Here is a 16,251-nt window from a genome sequence, read left to right as displayed (position 1 = left end):
CCTTGATCGGTACTCGGTGGATGAGGGGCGGACGTGTTCAGTCGGCGAGGATCGCGTCGACGAAGTCGATGTCCTTCTGGAACGGCTTGTACTTGTACTGAGTGGCGTTGCCCCGCTGCCGCCGCGACTCGACGTACGCGGCGATCGCGCCCTGCGCCACGGTCCGCACCCGGAGCGCGGAGAGCCGTCCGCTGTCCCGCTTCGAGGCGTACTCGATGTTGATGATCGACAGTTCGCGGTCGATCGCGGCGGACAGCACCTCGTCGAGGTCCGCCCCGGGTTCCGGTACCTCGACGACGACGGTGTAGGACGGCGGCTCGTCCCAGCGCGGCCCGCACATGTACAGCCCGGTGTCGAGCCCGCTGCCTTCGAGGCCCTGCCGGATGGCCTGGGTGACCTGGCCCTCGGTGATCTTCTCGCCGGTGAAGGAGTGGAAGACGCCGTCGCGGTGGGTGAAGTGGACCCAGGGGGTGCCGTCCACGATCCGGTCCACGCGGTAGATGTCACCGGTCCACAGCCGGTAGAGGCCGTTCCCCTGGGACATGATCAGGTGGTAGTCGCGGCCCGCCTCGACCTCGTCGTACAGCAGCGTCGGAACCTTCTCGCCGGCGTCGAGGAGCGCGCCGAGCGGTACGTCGGCGGGGACGAACTCGAAGTAGGCCTGGCTGACGGCGAGCGGCTGGCTCTCCAGGGTGTCGTCCACGGGGATGGTGGTGACGCCCTCGGTCCCGCAGCTCATGAACGGCAGCTTGGCGACACCGGGCAGTACGGCGTCCAGGCGCGGCCGGTACAGCTCGGCGGAGGCCGACAGCCAGCAGCTGTACAGCGTCAGCGACGGCCATAGGTCGACGAGGCTGAACTCGCCCTTGGCCAGCACCCGTTCCAGGTGCTGCGCGGCCTTCTCGTCGGGCTCGGTGCACGGCTTGCCCTGCAGGGTGCCCTCTCTGAGGTCGCGCACCAGCTCGGCGCCGTGCTCGGCGATCAGATCGCGCAGCGAGACGAGCGTGCTGGGGTTGATCGCCGAGATGTAGTGCAGGTCCTTGCCGACGAGGTGCCGTACCCGGTGGTACATCCGCCCGGCGTGGCTGGTGGGCGTGTCGGGGCCGAACCACGGCGACTCGTACCACGGCGGGTTCCAGTCCCGGCTGTTGATCTGCGGATGCCGGTTGCTGATCGCCTGGTGCTCGACGCCGTGCACGAAGTCGTACACGTCCTCGCGGACGGTCTGGGTGTCGAGGGTGGCCCAGGGGTGGGCGAGGATCTCGGGGTGGTGCTCCAGATAGGTGCCCCACATCGCCTTCATCGCGGGGATGCGGTACTTGAGCAGCCAGTGCAGGGTGTACGGGACGCGCTTGGGGGTGCCGGTCGTCCCGCTGGTCTTGAGCCAGCGCAGTACGGGGCTGCACGACAGGATGCCGCCCTTGGTGCGGGTCTCCCGGTCGATCTGCTCGACGAAGTCGTTGTAGCGCATGATCGGCAGCACCGCCCGGAAGGTGCCCGGGTCGGCGGCGACGGCGTCGTACCCCTGCTCCTTCCAGTGCAGCGAGGCGGTGCCGATGTCGATGAGGTCGTCGAGGACACGGGCCTGGGCGGTGGCGGGGTCCTTCAGATCGGCGAGCAGGTTCTCGCGGGCCCGGAAGCACTCCTCGACGAAGGGGTCGCGCCGGTCCTGCCAGTGCTGCTGCCACTGCGATGTGCCGTGCGTCTCCATGGCTGTCTCTCCTCAAGAGCTGTGCGGCGGCCCGTTTTCGGGCATGCCGAAGGGCCGCGCGGCGATGGCCGAACGGTGGTGGGGGTGCTGTGGGGGAGGTCTCTAGGGGTGGGGCTGGGGTCGGGGGCGGGGCTTCGGGGGGGGGAGTTACGCTCCGCTCTCCCCGGCCGCCGCGAGCGCGGCGAGCTCGTTCAGGTCGTACAGGGCCTGGCGTTTGGTCCCGTACCGGGTGATCTTGCCGCGCCGGGCCCACTGGCGGATCGTGCCCTCGCGGACGCCGAGGGCGAGGGCGGCGAGCGAGGTGGGGACGCGTTTGCCGCGCGGGGCGCGCAGGTCGTCGTTCATGCCGACTCCTTGGTCTCGAGCGTCGATTGACGATGGTTCATCAGCAGCCACTGGCGTGGCGTGAGCACATGCCCCGCGCCGCACATCGGCCCGCGCAGCACCAGCTCGTCGCCGCCGCGCCCGGGGAGCGACACCTCCGCGTCGCAGTCCGGCTCCACGCACCGGCCGAGCGGTACGAGGTCGGGCTTGGGCGGCGCGACGAGGCGCCGCAGGGCGGTGGCGGTGCGGGCGATCTCGTCGGCCGCCGCGCCCGCGGCGGGGTGGGCGGTCAGGAAGCCGATGTGCCGGCCGAGGAAGGCGGCCAGGTCCGGCACGGTCCGCTCCGGCGGTGCCCCGGCGGCCGGGTCCTCGTCTAGGACGAGCCGGGCCCAGGAGGCCAGCCGTACGACGGCGTCGTGCCGGGCGTCCAGCGCCGCGTCGCTCACGGGCGGCGCGTCCGGCCGGTGGCCGGTGACCCGGGCGAGGCCCCCCTGCCGCGCGGGGAGTACGAGCCGCTGCTCGCTCTCGTGGTGGAGCGCGGGCAGGGCGGTCAGATCGGCCGCGAGGGCGCGTGCGCAGGGGCCGCAGAGCCGGGCGCCGGGCGCGGCGGTCCTGCGCCGCAGCCCTTCGGAGCGGGCCGCACGGCGGCAGCGGTTCGACGCGCACCGCTCCGGGAGGGGCTGCGAGGGGGTCGGGTCGGCCATGGTCACTGGTCGCCTCACCTTCGGGAGACAAGGAGATGCGGGGAAACGGGAGAACCGGGAAGCGGGGTGGTGCGGAAGCGGAACCCGGAAAACAAAAAAGCGCCGCTCGACGGCGACGCGATGGCAGTGCGAAGGCTCCTGGAAGTGGGCAGACTGCCTCGCGAAAGAGTGTTACACGTCTGCCTTGTGGGCCGCAAGAGGTCACCGGAAAATATCCAACACGTCTGTATCGCCTGGCAGTTGGCCGCGCACAGACGACAGGTGCCGTCCGCCCCGGCACTCGCGGGGCGGACGGCACCTGTCGCCGACGGTCGGTCAGCGGGGCGTCGGCACACCGAGAACACGGTCGCGAAGGGCGGGGAACTCGGCACGGGTCTTGGCGACGAGCGCCGGGTCGAGGTCGACGACGAGTGTCTCCTCGCCCGCCCCGGCCTCGGCGAGGACCTCGCCCCATGGATCGACCACCACGCTGTGGCCCGCCTGTTCCACCCCGGCGTGCGCACCGGCCGTACCGCAGGCGAGGACGTACGCCTGGGACTCGACGGCCCGTGCGCGGGCCAGCAGCGACCAGTGGGCGCGGCGGGCGGCGGGCCAGCCGGCCGGGACGACGAACATGCCCGCTCCGGCGTCCACCAGGAGCCGGAACTGCTCGGGGAAGCGCAGGTCGTAGCAGGTGGCGAGCCCTGCCGTCAGCTCCGCCGGGCCGCCCTCGCCCAGCGTGAGAGTGACGGTCTCCTCGCCCCGGCCCAGCAGGGTGGCCTCGCCGCGGTCGAAGCCGAAGCGGTGGATCTTCCGGTACGTCCGGCGCAGCCGGCCGTCGGGCGCGAAGACGAGGGAGGTGTTGAACAACGTGCCGTCCGGGCCGTCTTCGATGATCGAGCCCGCGTGCAGCCAGACCCGGGCGTCGGCAGCGGCCGCGCCCATCGCCTGTGCCGTGGGCCCGTCCAGTGGCTCGGCGTGGGCGCGGAACGCGTCGAAGGCGAACGCGCCGACCGTCCAGAGTTCCGGCAGCACCACCAGGTCGGCGGTGTGCTGTTCACGGACGAGACCGGCCACGCGGGCACGCCGCTCGGCGACGGTCTCGTCCGGTCGTACGGCGATCTGCGACAGCGCGGCGCGCACGGGATCTCCCTAGAGGTGTGGAGCGGCCCGGGAGGGCCGGGTGGGGGTGTCAGCGCAGGTGCGAGGCGCCGTTGACGTCGATCACGGCGCCGCTGCACCACTCGGCCCGCTCACTGCTGAGCCAGGCCACGGCGGCGGCGACGTCCGAGGGCGCGGCGATCCTGCCGAGCGGGCTCTGGCGGCGCACCTGCTCCTCGGCGTCCCCGACGAGCATGCTTTCCGCCAGGTCCGTACGGACGAAGCCCGGCGCCACCGCGGTCACCGCGATGCCGAGCGGGCCCAGGGACTGGGCGAGCGACCCGGTCAGCGCGTGCAGGGCGGCCTTGGTGGCGCCGTAGGCGGGGGCGTCGGGTTCGCCCCGGTGGGCGCCGCGCGAGCCGACGTTGACGATCCGGGCGCCCCGCGGGCCCTGCGGCCGCTGCCGCAGGTGGTCGACGAGGTGCCAGATCAGGTCGGCGGGCCCGAGCAGGTTGACGTCGACGAGACGCCGCCAGTCGGCCTGCCAGTCCTCGTACGAGGTGGTGGCGACGGGCTGCTCGGCGTAGACGCCGGCGTTGTTGACGAGGACGTCCACGGTGCCCAGTTGCCGGGCGGCGGACTCGATGATCTCCCGGGCCGCGCCCGGGGTGCCGACATCGCCGGTGACCAGGGCGTGGCCGGTGCCGGGCAGGGCGTCCAGGACGGCCTTCGCGGCGGCGGAGTCGGCACGGCAGTGCACGGCCACGCGGTGTCCGTCGGCGGCGAGTTCGGTCGCGATGGCGGCCCCGATGCCCCGGGAACCACCGGTGACGAGCGCGCAGCGTCGAGTCATGGGATGAGCCTTTTCGTCGGATCGGTCTGGAAACAAACAAGGGGGTCAGCGAGGCCCGACCGGACACTCCTTGGGGGAGTGCACCAGGGCCCACAGACACTCCAGTTGGGTCTGCACCTCCGGGCCGGTGCTCCCCGCCCGCAGGGCCGCCTCGGCGCCGGCGGTCAGATAGACCGCCAGCAGCTCCAGCTCGTCGGGCGCGGGCGGGGCATCGGCCGGTTCCCTGGTCGCTGCCACCAGGTCCCGCAGGGCTGCCCGCCAGAGGGTGTACCAGCAGGACGGGACGGCCCGTTCCCGGGCGAGCCGGGCCGCCGCGCGGACGGTGACCTCCCGCTCCAGCAGCCGGGCCACTTCGAGGGTGAACTCGGCGACCGGCGGGAGCGGTCCGGCCGGTACGAGCTTGGCGAGCGCCTCGCCGGTGAGGGCCTCGGCCTCACGGCAGACGGCGGTGGCCAGGTCGGCCTTGGCGGGGAAGTGGAAGGTGAGTGCTCCCATCGTCGCCCCGCAGGCCCGGTGCACGGCGGACAGCGAGGTCCCGGCGTACCCCTGCCGGTCGAACTCGACGGCCGCCGCCGCGATCAGCGCCTGACGGGTACGTTCCGCTCTCACCTGCTTCACCATGGGCTCGACCTCTGCATCCATCACGGGAAATGACTCCCACGGGCCCGCCGCGGACGGGGGCGGGCGGGGGCACGGGGGAGGACGGAGGGCCACGCCTCCAGTCCTGTGAACGTACCGCCGCTTTCCCTCGCGGACGCCTCCCGTGCCCAACCCCGCAACCACTTGGCCAAGTCGGGCGCGCCACCTTGACGTCACCCGGCGCGCAGATGCTCCCGGTACCAGGCCGCCGCCCCGGCCAGCCGCTCCAGCGGTCCCGGCCCGGGGGCGCAGCCCGTGAGCCGCCAGATCTCCTCGCTCTCGTACCAGTGGTCCCGCGCCAGCAGGGCGAACTGCCGCTCGCTGATCCGCCCCGGCGTCTCCCGCAGCCGCGCGAGGCACGTGTCCCAGTCCCAGTCCTCGGCGCCGGCCGACGGCAGTACGTCCAGCTCGGCGAGTCTCGCCATGAGGTCGCCGCCCCGCACCGGCACCGGGTGGCTGGCGTGGTGGACACCGGGGGCGACGGCGCCGCCGTCCGGTGCCGTGGCCAGGGCGGTGACGAGGCGGGCCAGGTCGTCGACGTCCACGACGGAGACGCGGCTGTGCCCGCCGTCCCAGCGGGCCGGTACCCGCTGGAGCAGTTCGCCGAGCGCGGGCACCACCCAGCGGTCCCCGGGGCCGAGGACCAGCCCGGGGCGCAGGACGACGGCCCCCGCGTCGAGCGCGATCCGCTCGGCCGCCAGCCGCGTACGGCTGGCCGCCGACACGGGTGCGGGCACCACCCCGTCCACGGGGATGCCCCGGTGCGGACCGGGCCCGTACACCGCCGCCGTGGACAGCTGGACGATCCGCCTCACCCCCGCACGCCGCGCCTCGTCGACGATCGCCCGGGTGCCGCCGACGTTCGTCCGCTCGCACTCGTCCGCCCCGCCGGAGACCCGGCAGGCGAGGTGGACGAGGACATCCGTGCCGCTCGCCGCACCGTGGAGGGAGGCGGGGTCCGACAGGTCCGCGCGCACCCACTCCACGCCCGCCCGCTCACCCGCGCCGGCGGGAACCGTGCGGGCTGGAACCGTGCGGGCGACGGCCCGCACCTCGACCCCTTGCCCGTCGGCCCCGCGGGCGCGCGGCAGCCGATTCAGGACCGCCCGCCCGACGAACCCGGTCGAGCCGGTCAGCAACACCCGGACAGGTGTCATGAGGCCGCACCCTCCTCGGGCTCGGCCGCCCCCACCGATTCCCCCGCCGGCTCCCCGTTCCCCGGGAACTCCAGCGAGGCGACGATCTCCGCCGGCGCGATGGCCGGCAACAGACATCGCAGCATGTTCTCTATGCGTGCGGGCAGGTCGGACCGGTTGGTGGAGAGCCGGGACATGATCTGCGTACCGGTGTACGAGGCGACGATCACCTGGGCGAACGCGGCCTCGTCCACCTCCGGGTTGAGCTGGCCGAGTTCACGCGCCTCGGTCAGATGGGTGCGGAACTGATCGGACCACCAGTCGTAGATCGAGTAGTCGAGCAGATTCACCTCGCTCTGCTCGACGGCGAGCCGGACGCCCGCCCGGAACAGCACGTTGGAGCGCATCTCCACGGCCAGGTACTGGCACACGTCGACGAGCTGCTGCAACCCCTTCTTGCCCTGGGGCCATTGCAGCTCGGCGGCCTGGTCGACGATGACCGCGCGGGCCAGTTCCTCCTTGGACTTGAAGTGGAAGTACATGGCTCCGGTCGTGATGCCGGCTCTCTGCAGGATCGCGTTCAGACCCGCGCCGTGGTACCCGGCCTGGTCGAACACCTCCGCGGCCGCGTGGATGAGCGCGGCACGAGTACGTTCCGCGCGTTCCTGCCGTTGTCGTGCCATCGGCAGACTCCCTCAACCCGTAGACAAACAAAAAGAACGACCTCTATTTTATTCACGTCGGCGCGGTCCTGTCACCGGGAGCGCCTTCGCTTCACCTGCGCGTGCCCATTTCGAGAGTCACCGCAACAGGGGGGAACACCATGTCCATCAGCCTTGCCCAGCACAGTGTCGAAGACCGTTTTGAGACGGTTTCGCCCGTCCTTACGCACAAGACGAACCAGGACGAAGTACTGCTGCGCAACTGGCGGCGGACCGCGCCCGACGCCTTCACGGTCACGGCCGCCTGGCCCGCCACCCACCCGTTCTACGTCAACCGGCTGGGTCTGCACGACCCGCTGATGCTCAGCGAGACCGTACGCCAGACGCTGCCGCTGCTGTCCCACGGTGCCTACAACGTGCCGTTCGGCCACCAACTGCTGTGGAAGGACTTCAGCTGGACGCTCGACCCTGCGGTCGCTCATGCCGACGGGGGGCCGGCCGAGCTGGAACTGCACATCACCTGCGACGAGGTGACCTACCGTCGTGAGCGGGCGTCCGCGATATCCCTGAGAGTCGACGTCGAGCGCGCCGGCCGCCCGCTGGCCTCGGTGCGCTCGCGCTTCACCATCCAGGACCGCACCGTCTACAACCGGCTGCGCGGCCCGTACGCCGACGCGGCCGCGGCCACCGCGCGCGCCGTGCCGCTGCCGCCTCCGGCGGGCCTCACCCCGTTCGGCCGCGACCGCTTCGAGGACGTGGTGCTCGCCGCGACCGACCGGCCCGACCGCTGGCAGCTCCGGGTGGACACGACCCACCCCATCCTCTTCGACCACCTCGTGGACCACGCCCCGGGCATGCTGCTGCTGGAGGCCGCCCGGCAGGCGGCGCTGGCCACGGCCCACCCCGACACGGTGACGATCACCGGCATGGACAACGACTTCGTCCGCTACGCCGAGATGGACATCCCCTGCTGGCTGGAGGCGGAGCAGCTCGCGGACCCGGACCAGGTCAGGATCAGCGCACGGCAGCACGGCAAGGAGATCTTCGCCAGCGTGGTGACCCTGGCCGCCGCGCCCGCCGATTCCACCGCCCACCGCGTCTGACATGTGCCTCTTCCGTCCTCGCCGCCGATCCGCGCCCCCGGGGCGGCGGTCAGTCCGCCCCGGGTCCGCCGGGCGGGTCGGCGGTGGCGGCCGCGTCCCGCAGGGCGTCCAGCAGGCCGCGCAGGGCGGGCTGTTCGAGGGCGGTCTCCCGGACGGCCGCCGAGATCACCCGGACCGGTTCGGGGTTGCGGACCGGGCGTACGACGACGCCGGGGTGCTGGTTGCGCAGCCCCAGCCCCGGCATCAGACCGACGCCGAGACCGGCCGCGACGAAGCCCTGCGCGGTGGCGTAGTCCTCGCTCTGGATGACGAAGTCCGGGCTGAAGCCGGCCGCCGCGCAGGAGTCGATGACGGGTTCGAGGCAGGGGCCGGGGGGCTCGCTGCCGACCCACTGCTCACCGGCCAGCTCATGGAGGTCGACCACCTCCTTGCCGGCGAGCGGGTGACCGAGCGGCAGTACGGCGGCGTACGGGTCGTCGAGGAGGTGGACGAGCCGGAAGCCGTCGCCCGCGCGGTCCCGGGCCTGGACGACCACGGCCAGGTCGGCCCGGCCCCGCGCCACCTCCTGGAACGGGTCCTCCGGGTCGGTGAGTTCGAGGTCGACGCGGACGCCGGGGTGCTCGGCGCGCAGCCGGGCCAGGGCGGGCGCCACCAGAGTGGAGCCGGCCGTGGCGAAGTAACGGACCGACAGCAGGCCGGTGCGTCCGGCGCGGAGGTCCGCGAGGGCGGACTCCGCCTGCGCGACCGCCGAGCTGATCAGGGCCGCGTGCTCGGTGAGCAGCAGACCCGCGGCCGTGGGGCGGACCCCTCGGCCGATCCGCTCCAGCAGTGCCGTACCGGCCTGCTTCTCCAGTGCCGCCACCTGCTGGCTGACGGCGGACGGTGTGTAGCCGAGGTGGGCCGCGGCGGCGGTGACCGTGCCGCTGGTGACCACCGCGCGCAGGACCTGGAGCCGCCTTACATCAAGCATGTAGCTGAGCTTAACAGAATAGGTAGAACCATTTGCTTGTCCTCAAAGCTTGACTGAGGCACCTTCGTAGGACCGGGACGAGAACGCACCGGGCGGGCTTCATGGGACGGAGGAACATCGTGAACAGCGGTACGCGGAGTCTGTGGGGCGGATTGCGAGTGGCCGTGCTCGCCCTGCTGTGGGGATCGACGTTCCTCTGGATCGAGTTGGCGCTGCGCGGGCTCTCCCCGCTCCAGGTCACGTTCGTCCGCTGTGCCCTCGGCGCGCTGGTCCTCGTCGTCGCCTGTTACGCGACGGGCCATCGGATGCCCCGGGGCGTGACCGTCTGGCGGCACATCGCCGTCGCGGCCTTCTTCTGCAACGCGCTGCCGTTCGCGCTGTTCAGCCTGGGCCAGCAGACGGTCGACTCGGGTCTCGCCGGTGTCCTGAACGCCACGACCCCGCTCTGGTCGATCGCCCTCGGCCTGGCCCTCGGCTCGGAGCGCGGACTGCGTCCCGTACGGCTGGCGGGCCTGCTGCTGGGCTTCACCGGGACGATCGTGATCTTCGCCCCCTGGCAGACGACCGGCGCGACCGGCTGGGGCGCCCTCGCGATCCTCGGCGCGGCGGCCAGTTACGCCGTCGCGTTCACGTACATGGGCCGCACGCTGGTCCGCAAGGGCACCCCCACGATCTCGCTCTCCGCCGCCCAACTCGTGGCGGCGAGCGGGCTGACGGGCCTTGTGGTGCCGGTGGGCGGCCTGGAGTCGATCGACGTCGGTCCTGCCGTGGTGACCGCGGCGGTCGTCCTGAGCGTCTTCTGCACGGCGATCACCTTCCATCTCACGTACCGGATCATCAACGACGAGGGTGCGACGAACGCGGCGGTGGTGGGGTATCTGCTGCCGGTCGTGTCCGTACTGCTGGGGGCGGTGGTCCTGGGCGAGAGCCTGAGTGTGCGGGTGGTGCTGGGCATGGTTGTGGTGCTGGTGGGGGTGGGGCTGACTCGGCGGAAGGGGGCGGCGGGTTCGGGTTCTGGGTCGGGTTCTGGGTCGGGTTCGGGTTCGGGTTCGGGTTCGGGTTCGCGGGATGGTGGGCTGGGCTCCGAGGGGCTGGTCGCTGAGGGGCGGGCTTCTGGGGAGTTGGCCTCCGAGCAGCCGGCTGCTGTGGAGCCGACCCACGGTGGCGGCACGTCAGGTGGTTCTCGCCGCACCCTCCTGGAGAACGCACGATGAGCTTCGGCGTATCAGAGCCCCGGCTGTGGTCGGCGTATCGCGCGCTGACCGAGGGGGCGGTGTTCACGGACCTCACCCATGCCTTCCGGCCGGGCCAGCCGCACTTCCCCGGCTTCGGGGACGAGCGGCGCGAGACGCTCTTCGACCTGGAGCGCGGCGACGGTTTCACCGTCCATCGCTACACACTGGTCGGCCAGTGGGGCACGCACGTCGACCCGCCCTCCCACTTCGTGGCCGGGGCCCGCGCGCTGGACCGTATCCCGGTCGAGGAGATGATCCTGCCGCTGGTGGTGCTCGACATCACCGCCCGGGTGGAGACCGACCCCGATGCCACGCCCACCCTGGACGACGTGCGGTCATGGGAGGAGCGCAACGGCCGTATCCCGTCCGGCTCGTTCGTCGCCCTGCGCACCGGATGGAGCCGGCGCTGGCCGGACCCGGTGGCGCTGGTCAACCGGGACGAGGCGGGCGTCAGCCACACGCCGGGCTGGTCGGCCGAGGTGCTGCGGTATCTGTTCGAGGACGCGGGCGTCACCGCCATCGGCCACGAACAGTCCGACACCGACCCGGGCCTCGCCGCCTCCTCGGGCGACTACAGCCTGGAGGGCTACGTCCTGGGACGCGACCGCTGGCAGATCGAACTCCTGGCCAACCTCGACCGGCTCCCCGAGGCAGGCGCCCTGATCATCGCCACCTGGCCCAAGCCCCAGGGAGGTTCGGGCTTCCCGGCACGGGTCTTCGCCGTGCATCCCTCGGAGTGAGCCCGCGGCGGACTCCGTAACTCAGGGACGCGACTTCCTGGGACGCGGCGACCCACCCATCGCCATCGCGACGCCCCCACCGGGGCGGGACGATGGAGCCATGGCCGGCAATGTGGACCTCTCCCAGTTCCTGCGCCGCTGCCGGGACCGCATCGACCCCGCATCGGTCGGCCTCCCCGAGCGCGGCGCCTACCGTCGCGTACCGGGGCTTCGCCGCGAGGAAGTCGCCCAACTCGCCGGGGTGAGCACCGACTACTACACCCGCCTGGAACAGGGCCGGAACATCACCCCCTCCGACAGCGTCCTGGACGCCGTCGCCGACGCGCTGCGGCTGGACGACGCGGAACGGGCGCACCTGCACGACCTGATCAAGACCCGCCCCGGCCGCCGTACGCGGCGCACCGCCCCCGGCGTGCAGCGTGCCCGCCCGGGACTGCTGCGGTTCCTGGACTCCTTTCACGACCACGCCGCCTTCATCCTCGGCAGACGCGGCGACGTCCTGGCCACCAACCACCTGTGCCGGGTCCTGATCGCCGACTTCGACGCCATGCCCTACCGGGAGCGCAACCTCACCCGCTGGATCGTCCTGTCCCCCGAGGCCCGCGACCTGTACGTGGACTGGGAGCGGCTGGCCGCGGAGATGACGGCGATCCTGCGCCTGGACGCCGGCCGCCACCCGGACGACGCCCGCACCGCCGAACTGATCGGCGAGCTGACGATGAAGAGCGAGCACTTCCCTCGCTGGTGGGACGACCACAAGGTGCTCACCCGCACCCACGGCCAGAAACGCTTCAACCACCCGCTGGTCGGCGGGCTGACCATCGACTACCAGGCGCTCACCCCGCCCGGTGAGGACGACCAGACCCTCTTCCTCTACATGCCGGCCCAGGACCGGACGTCCGAGGAGGCCTGGCGCCTGCTCGCCGACTGGAACACCCCCGGCCCCGACCGTCCCCAGCCGGACGACACCGCCACCACTCCCTCCCCCTCCCCCTCCGAAGACAGGAGCAGCCCGTGAACACCCCCTCCACCCGCCCGTTGGCCCTGGTCACCGGCGCCTCCAACGGCATCGGCTACGAGCTCGCCCGCCTGTGCGCGGCCAACGGCTTCGACCTGGTCGCCACCGGCCGCAGCGAGAGGATCGACGAGGCGGCCGAGCGGTTCACCCGCGACGGCGCCCACGTCATCCCGGTCCGCGCCGACCTCGCCGAGGCGAACGGAGTCGAGGCGGTGTGGAAGGCCGTGGAGGAAACCGGCCGCCCCCTGGCCGCCGCGGTGCTCAACGCCGGGCGCAGCATCGGCGGAGCGTTCATCGACACCGACCTGGACGACGAACTCTCCCTGATCGCCCTGAACGTGACCTCGGTCGTCCACCTCGCCAAGCACGTCGCCCGGCACATGGCAGCCCACGGCACAGGCAGGATCCTCATCACCTCGTCGCTGTCCGCGACCCTGCCCACCCCCTACGAGACCGTGTACGGCCCGTCCCGCGCCTTCACCCGCATGTTCGCCCTCGGCCTGCGCGAGGAACTCAAGGAGCGCGGCGTCACCGTCACCACGCTGATGCCCGGCGCCACCGACAGCGACTTCCATGCCCGCGCCGGTATGAACGACACCGCCTTCGGTGTCGGAGCGAAGAAGAACAGCCGCAAGGAAGTCGCCCGCCAGGGCTTCATCGCCATGATGGAAGGCCGCCCCGAGATCGTCGGCGGCGACACCGCCACCAAGCGCACCGCCCTCGAACACCGCTTCCTGCCCGAGCCCTACAAGGCCGCCCGCCACGCCACCAAGGCCAAACCCCGGCCCCAGCACTGAGCCCCGTCGCGAAGAGCTCGCGACAAGGTCGGCGGCAAACCGTGGCAACGGCCGGGGCCGCCACCCCCCACAGGAGAGGCCCCGGCCGTCGCGCGGTACGGACCGCGCGGCGGCCCGTACTTCCTACAGCGCCATGTCTGCGTTTTCTGTCACACCCTGGCGGGTCACGGCTTAGTTGCATCCTGGACGGACATGGACGGGGAATGGTTTCAGGACGTAACGTGCCTTTCGCGCCAACGCGGAGGCGGCAGACCACCGCAACCACCTGCGGTCTTGACACCGCAACCATCAATTGAGGAACCACGACGGCGAGAACCCGGTCCGCGAGAGCGGCGCCGGTTTAGGCGCATAAGGGGTGCGGTGCTGGGGGACGACGCGGAGCTGACCGCCGCGGTGCGTGCGGCACAGGACGGAGATGAAACCGCGTTCCGGACTGTGTACCGAGCCGTGCACCCGCGGCTGCTCGGGTATGTGAGGACGCTGGTCGGCGACCCCGACGCCGAGGATGTGACGTCCGAGGCGTGGCTGCAGATAGCCCGTGACCTGGAGCGGTTCACCGGCGACGCGGACCGGTTCCGCGGCTGGGCCGCCCGTATCGCCCGAAATCGTGCGCTGGACCATATACGTATGCGTGGGCGCCGGCCCGCGATCGGCGGTGACGAGACCGAGCTGACCGGCCGGGCCGCGGAGTCCGACACCGCCGGTGAGGCCATGGAGGCGCTCGCCACGAACGGCACCTTCTCCCTGATCTCCCGGCTGCCGCAGGACCAGGCCGAGGCGGTCGTGCTGCGGGTGGTCGTGGGGCTCGACGCGAAGTCCGCCGCTGAGACGCTCGGCAAGCGCCCGGGCGCTGTCCGGACGGCGGCACACCGGGGTCTGCGGCGGCTCGCCGAGCTGCTCGGCGACGACCCGGAGGCCGATCCGGAATCAGCCGGGGTGCTCGACGCCCTGCCGCCCCAGAGAGAACCGCGCGGTGGCGCGGTGACGTCCGCAGGTGTGACGCATAGCGTCCCGCGGACGCAGAAGGATGTGTGATGGCCGACGAGCAGTACAGGTGGCTGGACCGCGAAACGGCGGAGCGTTTGCTGAGCGGAGAGCCACTCGAAGCTGTCGACGGCGCCGACCGGGGCGAGGCCGAACGACTCGCCAGGACGCTCGGTGCGCTGTCCGCGTCACCCCCGCTGACCAGCGAGGAACTCCCCGGTGAGGCCGCGGCGATGGCCGCTTTCCGCAAGGTGCGCGCGGAACGTGCCGACGCCGCCGCGGCCCTCGCGGCCACAGGTGCCCCAGGGGCCACGGGCGGACAGGCCGCCGCCGAGGTCGTGGACGCCGGACTCGTCCGGATCGGAACCTCGCGCGGCAGTGACGGCGGGAGCGGTTCCGCCCCCGCCCCGCGGCCCCGCTGGACCCGTCCCGCACGCCTCGCCCTGGCCGCCGTACTGGCCGTCGGCATGGTCGGCGGGGTCGCCGTCGCGGCCGGAACCGGAGTCCTGACGCCGTTCGGCGGCGACGAGCCCGACCCCGGTGCCTCGGTCTCCGCCGCCGTCTCGCCTCCCGGGCATCCGCTGGCCTCGCCCTCGCCGAGCGACGCCGTACAGGGCGGCTCCACCCCCGACATCACCCCGGACGACGCCTCCAGCGGCCCCGCCGCGGGCGGCGCCGGTGCCTCCGGACGGGACGACGCACGCGACGACACCGCCCCGAAGCCCGGCCCCGGCAAGCAGTCGGACCGCCCGGGCGACAGCCGCGGGAACATCGCCTCCGCCTGCCGCGACCTCCGCGACGGCAAGCGGCTGAACGCCGACCGCAGACGCGCCCTGCGCGACGCGGCGGGCGGCACCCGGGTGTGGAAGTACTGCAAGGGCCTCCTGTCCACGACCGGAACCCGCTCCACGGACCGCTACGACGGGGACAGCGGCACGGGCAGGCACCAGAGCAACAAGGACAAGAACGACCAGGACGAGAACAACAAGGACGAGAAAAAGGACCGGGACCGATACGGGGATCGCAAGCAGGACCGCGACCGTTACAACCGGAACGACGACGATGACGACGCGCGCCGCAGCCACACCCGGCAGTCCCTCGCACCCCTCCGACCTGCGGTTTCGTACTCCGTGAAAATCTCCTGGCCGAGGGTGTGACGTTTTCGGCCGCCCCGGCGCAGTAATGAGTGAGCCGACTGGTCATCGGCCGTCGCACAGAGCCGGGGTTCCCCCCGTACCTACGGCTCGTGCACCTGAGCGCGGGCGGGACACGTTCCCCGGTCCCGCCCGCGCCCCAACTTCCCGCACTTCCGTCCCGCGTCCTCACCAGGACACGACGACCTTGTCGCCGTTGCGGACCTGCCCGTACAGCTCCGCGATCGCCGCCTCGTCCCGTACGTTGACGCAGCCGTGCGAGGCCCCCGCGTAGCCCCGGGCGGCGAAGTCCGCCGAGTAGTGCACGGCCTGGCCGCCGCTGAAGAACATCGCGTACGGCATGGGTGAGTCGTAGAGCGTCGACACATGGTCGCGGGACTTCCAGTAGACCGAGAACACACCCTCCCGCGTCGGCGTGCCGCTCGAACCGAAGCGGACCGCCACCGTCGACACGGTCCGGCCGTCGATCATCCAGCGCAGTGTCCTGCTGGTCTTGTCGATGCACAGCACCCGGCCCCTGGCGCAGCGCGGGTCCGGCGGGTCGGCCGGCTGGCCGCCCATCAGATACAGATCCCAGCGGCCCGGCTCGCGGGTCATCCCCAGCAGCCGCTGCCAGGTGACGGTGTCGGTCCGCCCGGTGCGCGGCAGCCCGCGCTTGCCCTGGAAGCCGCTGACCGCCCGCTCCGTCTGCTCGCCGTACGTCCCGGTCGGCCCCTCGAAGAGCCAGGCGACCTGCCGCAGCCGGGCCTGGAGCTCACGGACGTCGCGGCCGGTCGCACCGCGCGACCACAGCACGCGGGGCGGGGCGGGCGCCGCACTGGGCTTGTCGTCGTCGGGCGGGGCGGGGGCGGTACTCGGGCTGCTGCCGCCGCCGTTCGGAGCGCCGCCGTCTGTCGGGGTGCGCGCCGGGGACGGGGTGCCGCTCGGTAACTCGATGTGCACCGGTGAGCGGCGCTTTCCGTCGCCGTCGGGCGGCTGCACCGTGCAGCCGGGCAGCGCGGCCAGTGCGGCCAGCGCGGCGAGTGCCGCTGTGATCGCTCTCCCCATGCCCGTAGTACGCACGCGGCCCCCTGTCGTCTCACCGGTCTGCCCGGATGTCACCTCAGATGTGTTCCCCCGGCGGGCCCCGTCGCGAACCAGG

At 72.3% G+C, this 16,251-nt stretch carries 17 protein-coding genes; 7 read left to right on the top strand and 10 right to left on the bottom strand.

Going from position 1 to position 16,251, the window contains the following annotated elements:
- Window positions 1–37: 37 nt before the first annotated feature.
- From NNW99_RS13150 to NNW99_RS13115, 8 genes are all read right to left on the bottom strand, one after another.
- Window positions 38–1,711 carry a GH3 auxin-responsive promoter family protein gene (locus NNW99_RS13150; RefSeq protein WP_215119141.1) on the bottom strand — a complete coding sequence of 558 codons (1,674 nt, stop codon included), beginning with the start codon at window positions 1,709–1,711 and terminating at the stop codon, window positions 38–40.
- Between the two features lie 147 nt (window positions 1,712–1,858).
- The gene (locus NNW99_RS13145) at window positions 1,859–2,056 is read right to left on the bottom strand and encodes a hypothetical protein (RefSeq protein ID WP_215119139.1); all 198 of its coding nucleotides are present in this window, start codon (window positions 2,054–2,056) and stop codon (window positions 1,859–1,861) included.
- Window positions 2,053–2,739, bottom strand: coding sequence for a hypothetical protein (locus tag NNW99_RS13140; protein WP_215119137.1), 687 nt, complete (start codon window positions 2,737–2,739; stop codon window positions 2,053–2,055). The genes NNW99_RS13145 and NNW99_RS13140 overlap by 4 nt, the downstream gene beginning before the upstream one ends.
- A 315-nt stretch (window positions 2,740–3,054) precedes the next feature.
- Window positions 3,055–3,861 carry a carbon-nitrogen family hydrolase gene (locus NNW99_RS13135; RefSeq protein ID WP_215119135.1) on the bottom strand — a complete coding sequence of 269 codons (807 nt, stop codon included), beginning with the start codon at window positions 3,859–3,861 and terminating at the stop codon, window positions 3,055–3,057.
- A gap of 49 nt (window positions 3,862–3,910) precedes the next feature.
- Window positions 3,911–4,672 (bottom strand): SDR family NAD(P)-dependent oxidoreductase, encoded by a 762-nt coding sequence (locus NNW99_RS13130; RefSeq protein WP_215119133.1) that lies wholly within the window; start codon window positions 4,670–4,672, stop codon window positions 3,911–3,913.
- A 45-nt stretch (window positions 4,673–4,717) separates the two neighbouring features.
- Window positions 4,718–5,281, bottom strand: coding sequence for a TetR family transcriptional regulator (locus NNW99_RS13125; protein ID WP_251057774.1), 564 nt, complete (start codon window positions 5,279–5,281; stop codon window positions 4,718–4,720).
- Between the two features lie 203 nt (window positions 5,282–5,484).
- Entirely contained in the window at window positions 5,485–6,468 is a 984-nt protein-coding gene (locus NNW99_RS13120) for an NAD(P)-dependent oxidoreductase (protein WP_215119131.1), read from the bottom strand.
- Complete coding sequence (locus NNW99_RS13115; protein WP_215119129.1) at window positions 6,465–7,130, bottom strand: ScbR family autoregulator-binding transcription factor; 666 nt, start codon at window positions 7,128–7,130, stop codon at window positions 6,465–6,467. The genes NNW99_RS13120 and NNW99_RS13115 overlap by 4 nt, the downstream gene beginning before the upstream one ends.
- A 140-nt stretch (window positions 7,131–7,270) precedes the next feature.
- Here NNW99_RS13115 and NNW99_RS13110 point away from each other — a divergent pair, with 140 nt between their 5' ends.
- Window positions 7,271–8,212, top strand: coding sequence for a ScbA/BarX family gamma-butyrolactone biosynthesis protein (locus tag NNW99_RS13110; RefSeq protein ID WP_215119128.1), 942 nt, complete (start codon window positions 7,271–7,273; stop codon window positions 8,210–8,212).
- A gap of 49 nt (window positions 8,213–8,261) precedes the next feature.
- Here NNW99_RS13110 and NNW99_RS13105 read toward each other — a convergent pair whose 3' ends face one another.
- Window positions 8,262–9,182 (bottom strand): LysR family transcriptional regulator, encoded by a 921-nt coding sequence (locus NNW99_RS13105; RefSeq protein ID WP_215119127.1) that lies wholly within the window; start codon window positions 9,180–9,182, stop codon window positions 8,262–8,264.
- Window positions 9,183–9,283: 101 nt separating this feature from the next.
- Between NNW99_RS13105 and NNW99_RS13100 the strand changes: the two genes are divergently transcribed.
- From NNW99_RS13100 to NNW99_RS13075, 6 genes are all read left to right on the top strand, one after another.
- A complete protein-coding gene (locus NNW99_RS13100; protein WP_251057773.1) occupies window positions 9,284–10,396 on the top strand; it encodes a DMT family transporter in 1,113 nt (370 codons plus the stop codon).
- Window positions 10,393–11,157, top strand: coding sequence for a cyclase family protein (locus tag NNW99_RS13095; RefSeq protein ID WP_215119123.1), 765 nt, complete (start codon window positions 10,393–10,395; stop codon window positions 11,155–11,157). The genes NNW99_RS13100 and NNW99_RS13095 overlap by 4 nt, the downstream gene beginning before the upstream one ends.
- Window positions 11,158–11,257: 100 nt before the next feature.
- The gene (locus NNW99_RS13090; protein WP_215119122.1) at window positions 11,258–12,175 is read left to right on the top strand and encodes a helix-turn-helix transcriptional regulator; all 918 of its coding nucleotides are present in this window, start codon (window positions 11,258–11,260) and stop codon (window positions 12,173–12,175) included.
- Window positions 12,172–12,972 carry an SDR family oxidoreductase gene (locus NNW99_RS13085; protein WP_215119121.1) on the top strand — a complete coding sequence of 267 codons (801 nt, stop codon included), beginning with the start codon at window positions 12,172–12,174 and terminating at the stop codon, window positions 12,970–12,972. Before NNW99_RS13090 ends, NNW99_RS13085 begins: the two co-directional genes overlap by 4 nt.
- Before the next feature lie 360 nt (window positions 12,973–13,332).
- Window positions 13,333–14,007, top strand: a complete 675-nt coding sequence (locus tag NNW99_RS13080; protein WP_215119119.1) for an RNA polymerase sigma factor — start codon at window positions 13,333–13,335, stop codon at window positions 14,005–14,007.
- Window positions 14,007–15,113: a hypothetical protein gene (locus tag NNW99_RS13075; RefSeq protein WP_215119118.1), complete on the top strand. Its 1,107-nt coding sequence runs from the start codon at window positions 14,007–14,009 to the stop codon at window positions 15,111–15,113. The genes NNW99_RS13080 and NNW99_RS13075 overlap by 1 nt, the downstream gene beginning before the upstream one ends.
- Before the next feature lie 165 nt (window positions 15,114–15,278).
- Here the strand turns inward: NNW99_RS13075 and NNW99_RS13070 are convergent, their stop codons facing one another.
- Window positions 15,279–16,157 (bottom strand): L,D-transpeptidase family protein, encoded by an 879-nt coding sequence (locus NNW99_RS13070; protein WP_215119117.1) that lies wholly within the window; start codon window positions 16,155–16,157, stop codon window positions 15,279–15,281.
- Between the last annotated feature and the right edge of the window lie 94 nt (window positions 16,158–16,251).

This window comes from Streptomyces sp. CRCS-T-1, from assembly GCF_024442335.1.
Lineage (GTDB): Bacteria > Actinomycetota > Actinomycetes > Streptomycetales > Streptomycetaceae > Streptomyces > Streptomyces koelreuteriae.
This window is presented reverse-complemented; position numbering and strand designations above follow the sequence as displayed.

What these genes read in the sequence shown, in the direction of transcription:
- NNW99_RS13150 (WP_215119141.1), bottom strand. Translation starts at nt 1,711, where the DNA reads ATGGAGACGCACGGCACATCGCAGTGGCAGCAGCACTGGCAGGACCGG.
- NNW99_RS13145 (WP_215119139.1), bottom strand. Translation starts at nt 2,056, where the DNA reads ATGAACGACGACCTGCGCGCCCCGCGCGGCAAACGCGTCCCCACCTCG.
- NNW99_RS13140 (WP_215119137.1), bottom strand. Translation starts at nt 2,739, where the DNA reads ATGGCCGACCCGACCCCCTCGCAGCCCCTCCCGGAGCGGTGCGCGTCG.
- NNW99_RS13130 (WP_215119133.1), bottom strand. Translation starts at nt 4,672, where the DNA reads ATGACTCGACGCTGCGCGCTCGTCACCGGTGGTTCCCGGGGCATCGGG.
- NNW99_RS13120 (WP_215119131.1), bottom strand. Translation starts at nt 6,468, where the DNA reads ATGACACCTGTCCGGGTGTTGCTGACCGGCTCGACCGGGTTCGTCGGG.
- NNW99_RS13115 (WP_215119129.1), bottom strand. Translation starts at nt 7,130, where the DNA reads ATGGCACGACAACGGCAGGAACGCGCGGAACGTACTCGTGCCGCGCTC.
- NNW99_RS13110 (WP_215119128.1), top strand. Translation starts at nt 7,271, where the DNA reads ATGTCCATCAGCCTTGCCCAGCACAGTGTCGAAGACCGTTTTGAGACG.
- NNW99_RS13105 (WP_215119127.1), bottom strand. Translation starts at nt 9,182, where the DNA reads ATGCTTGATGTAAGGCGGCTCCAGGTCCTGCGCGCGGTGGTCACCAGC.
- NNW99_RS13100 (WP_251057773.1), top strand. Translation starts at nt 9,284, where the DNA reads ATGGGACGGAGGAACATCGTGAACAGCGGTACGCGGAGTCTGTGGGGC.
- NNW99_RS13095 (WP_215119123.1), top strand. Translation starts at nt 10,393, where the DNA reads ATGAGCTTCGGCGTATCAGAGCCCCGGCTGTGGTCGGCGTATCGCGCG.
- NNW99_RS13090 (WP_215119122.1), top strand. Translation starts at nt 11,258, where the DNA reads ATGGCCGGCAATGTGGACCTCTCCCAGTTCCTGCGCCGCTGCCGGGAC.
- NNW99_RS13075 (WP_215119118.1), top strand. Translation starts at nt 14,007, where the DNA reads ATGGCCGACGAGCAGTACAGGTGGCTGGACCGCGAAACGGCGGAGCGT.
- NNW99_RS13070 (WP_215119117.1), bottom strand. Translation starts at nt 16,157, where the DNA reads ATGGGGAGAGCGATCACAGCGGCACTCGCCGCGCTGGCCGCACTGGCC.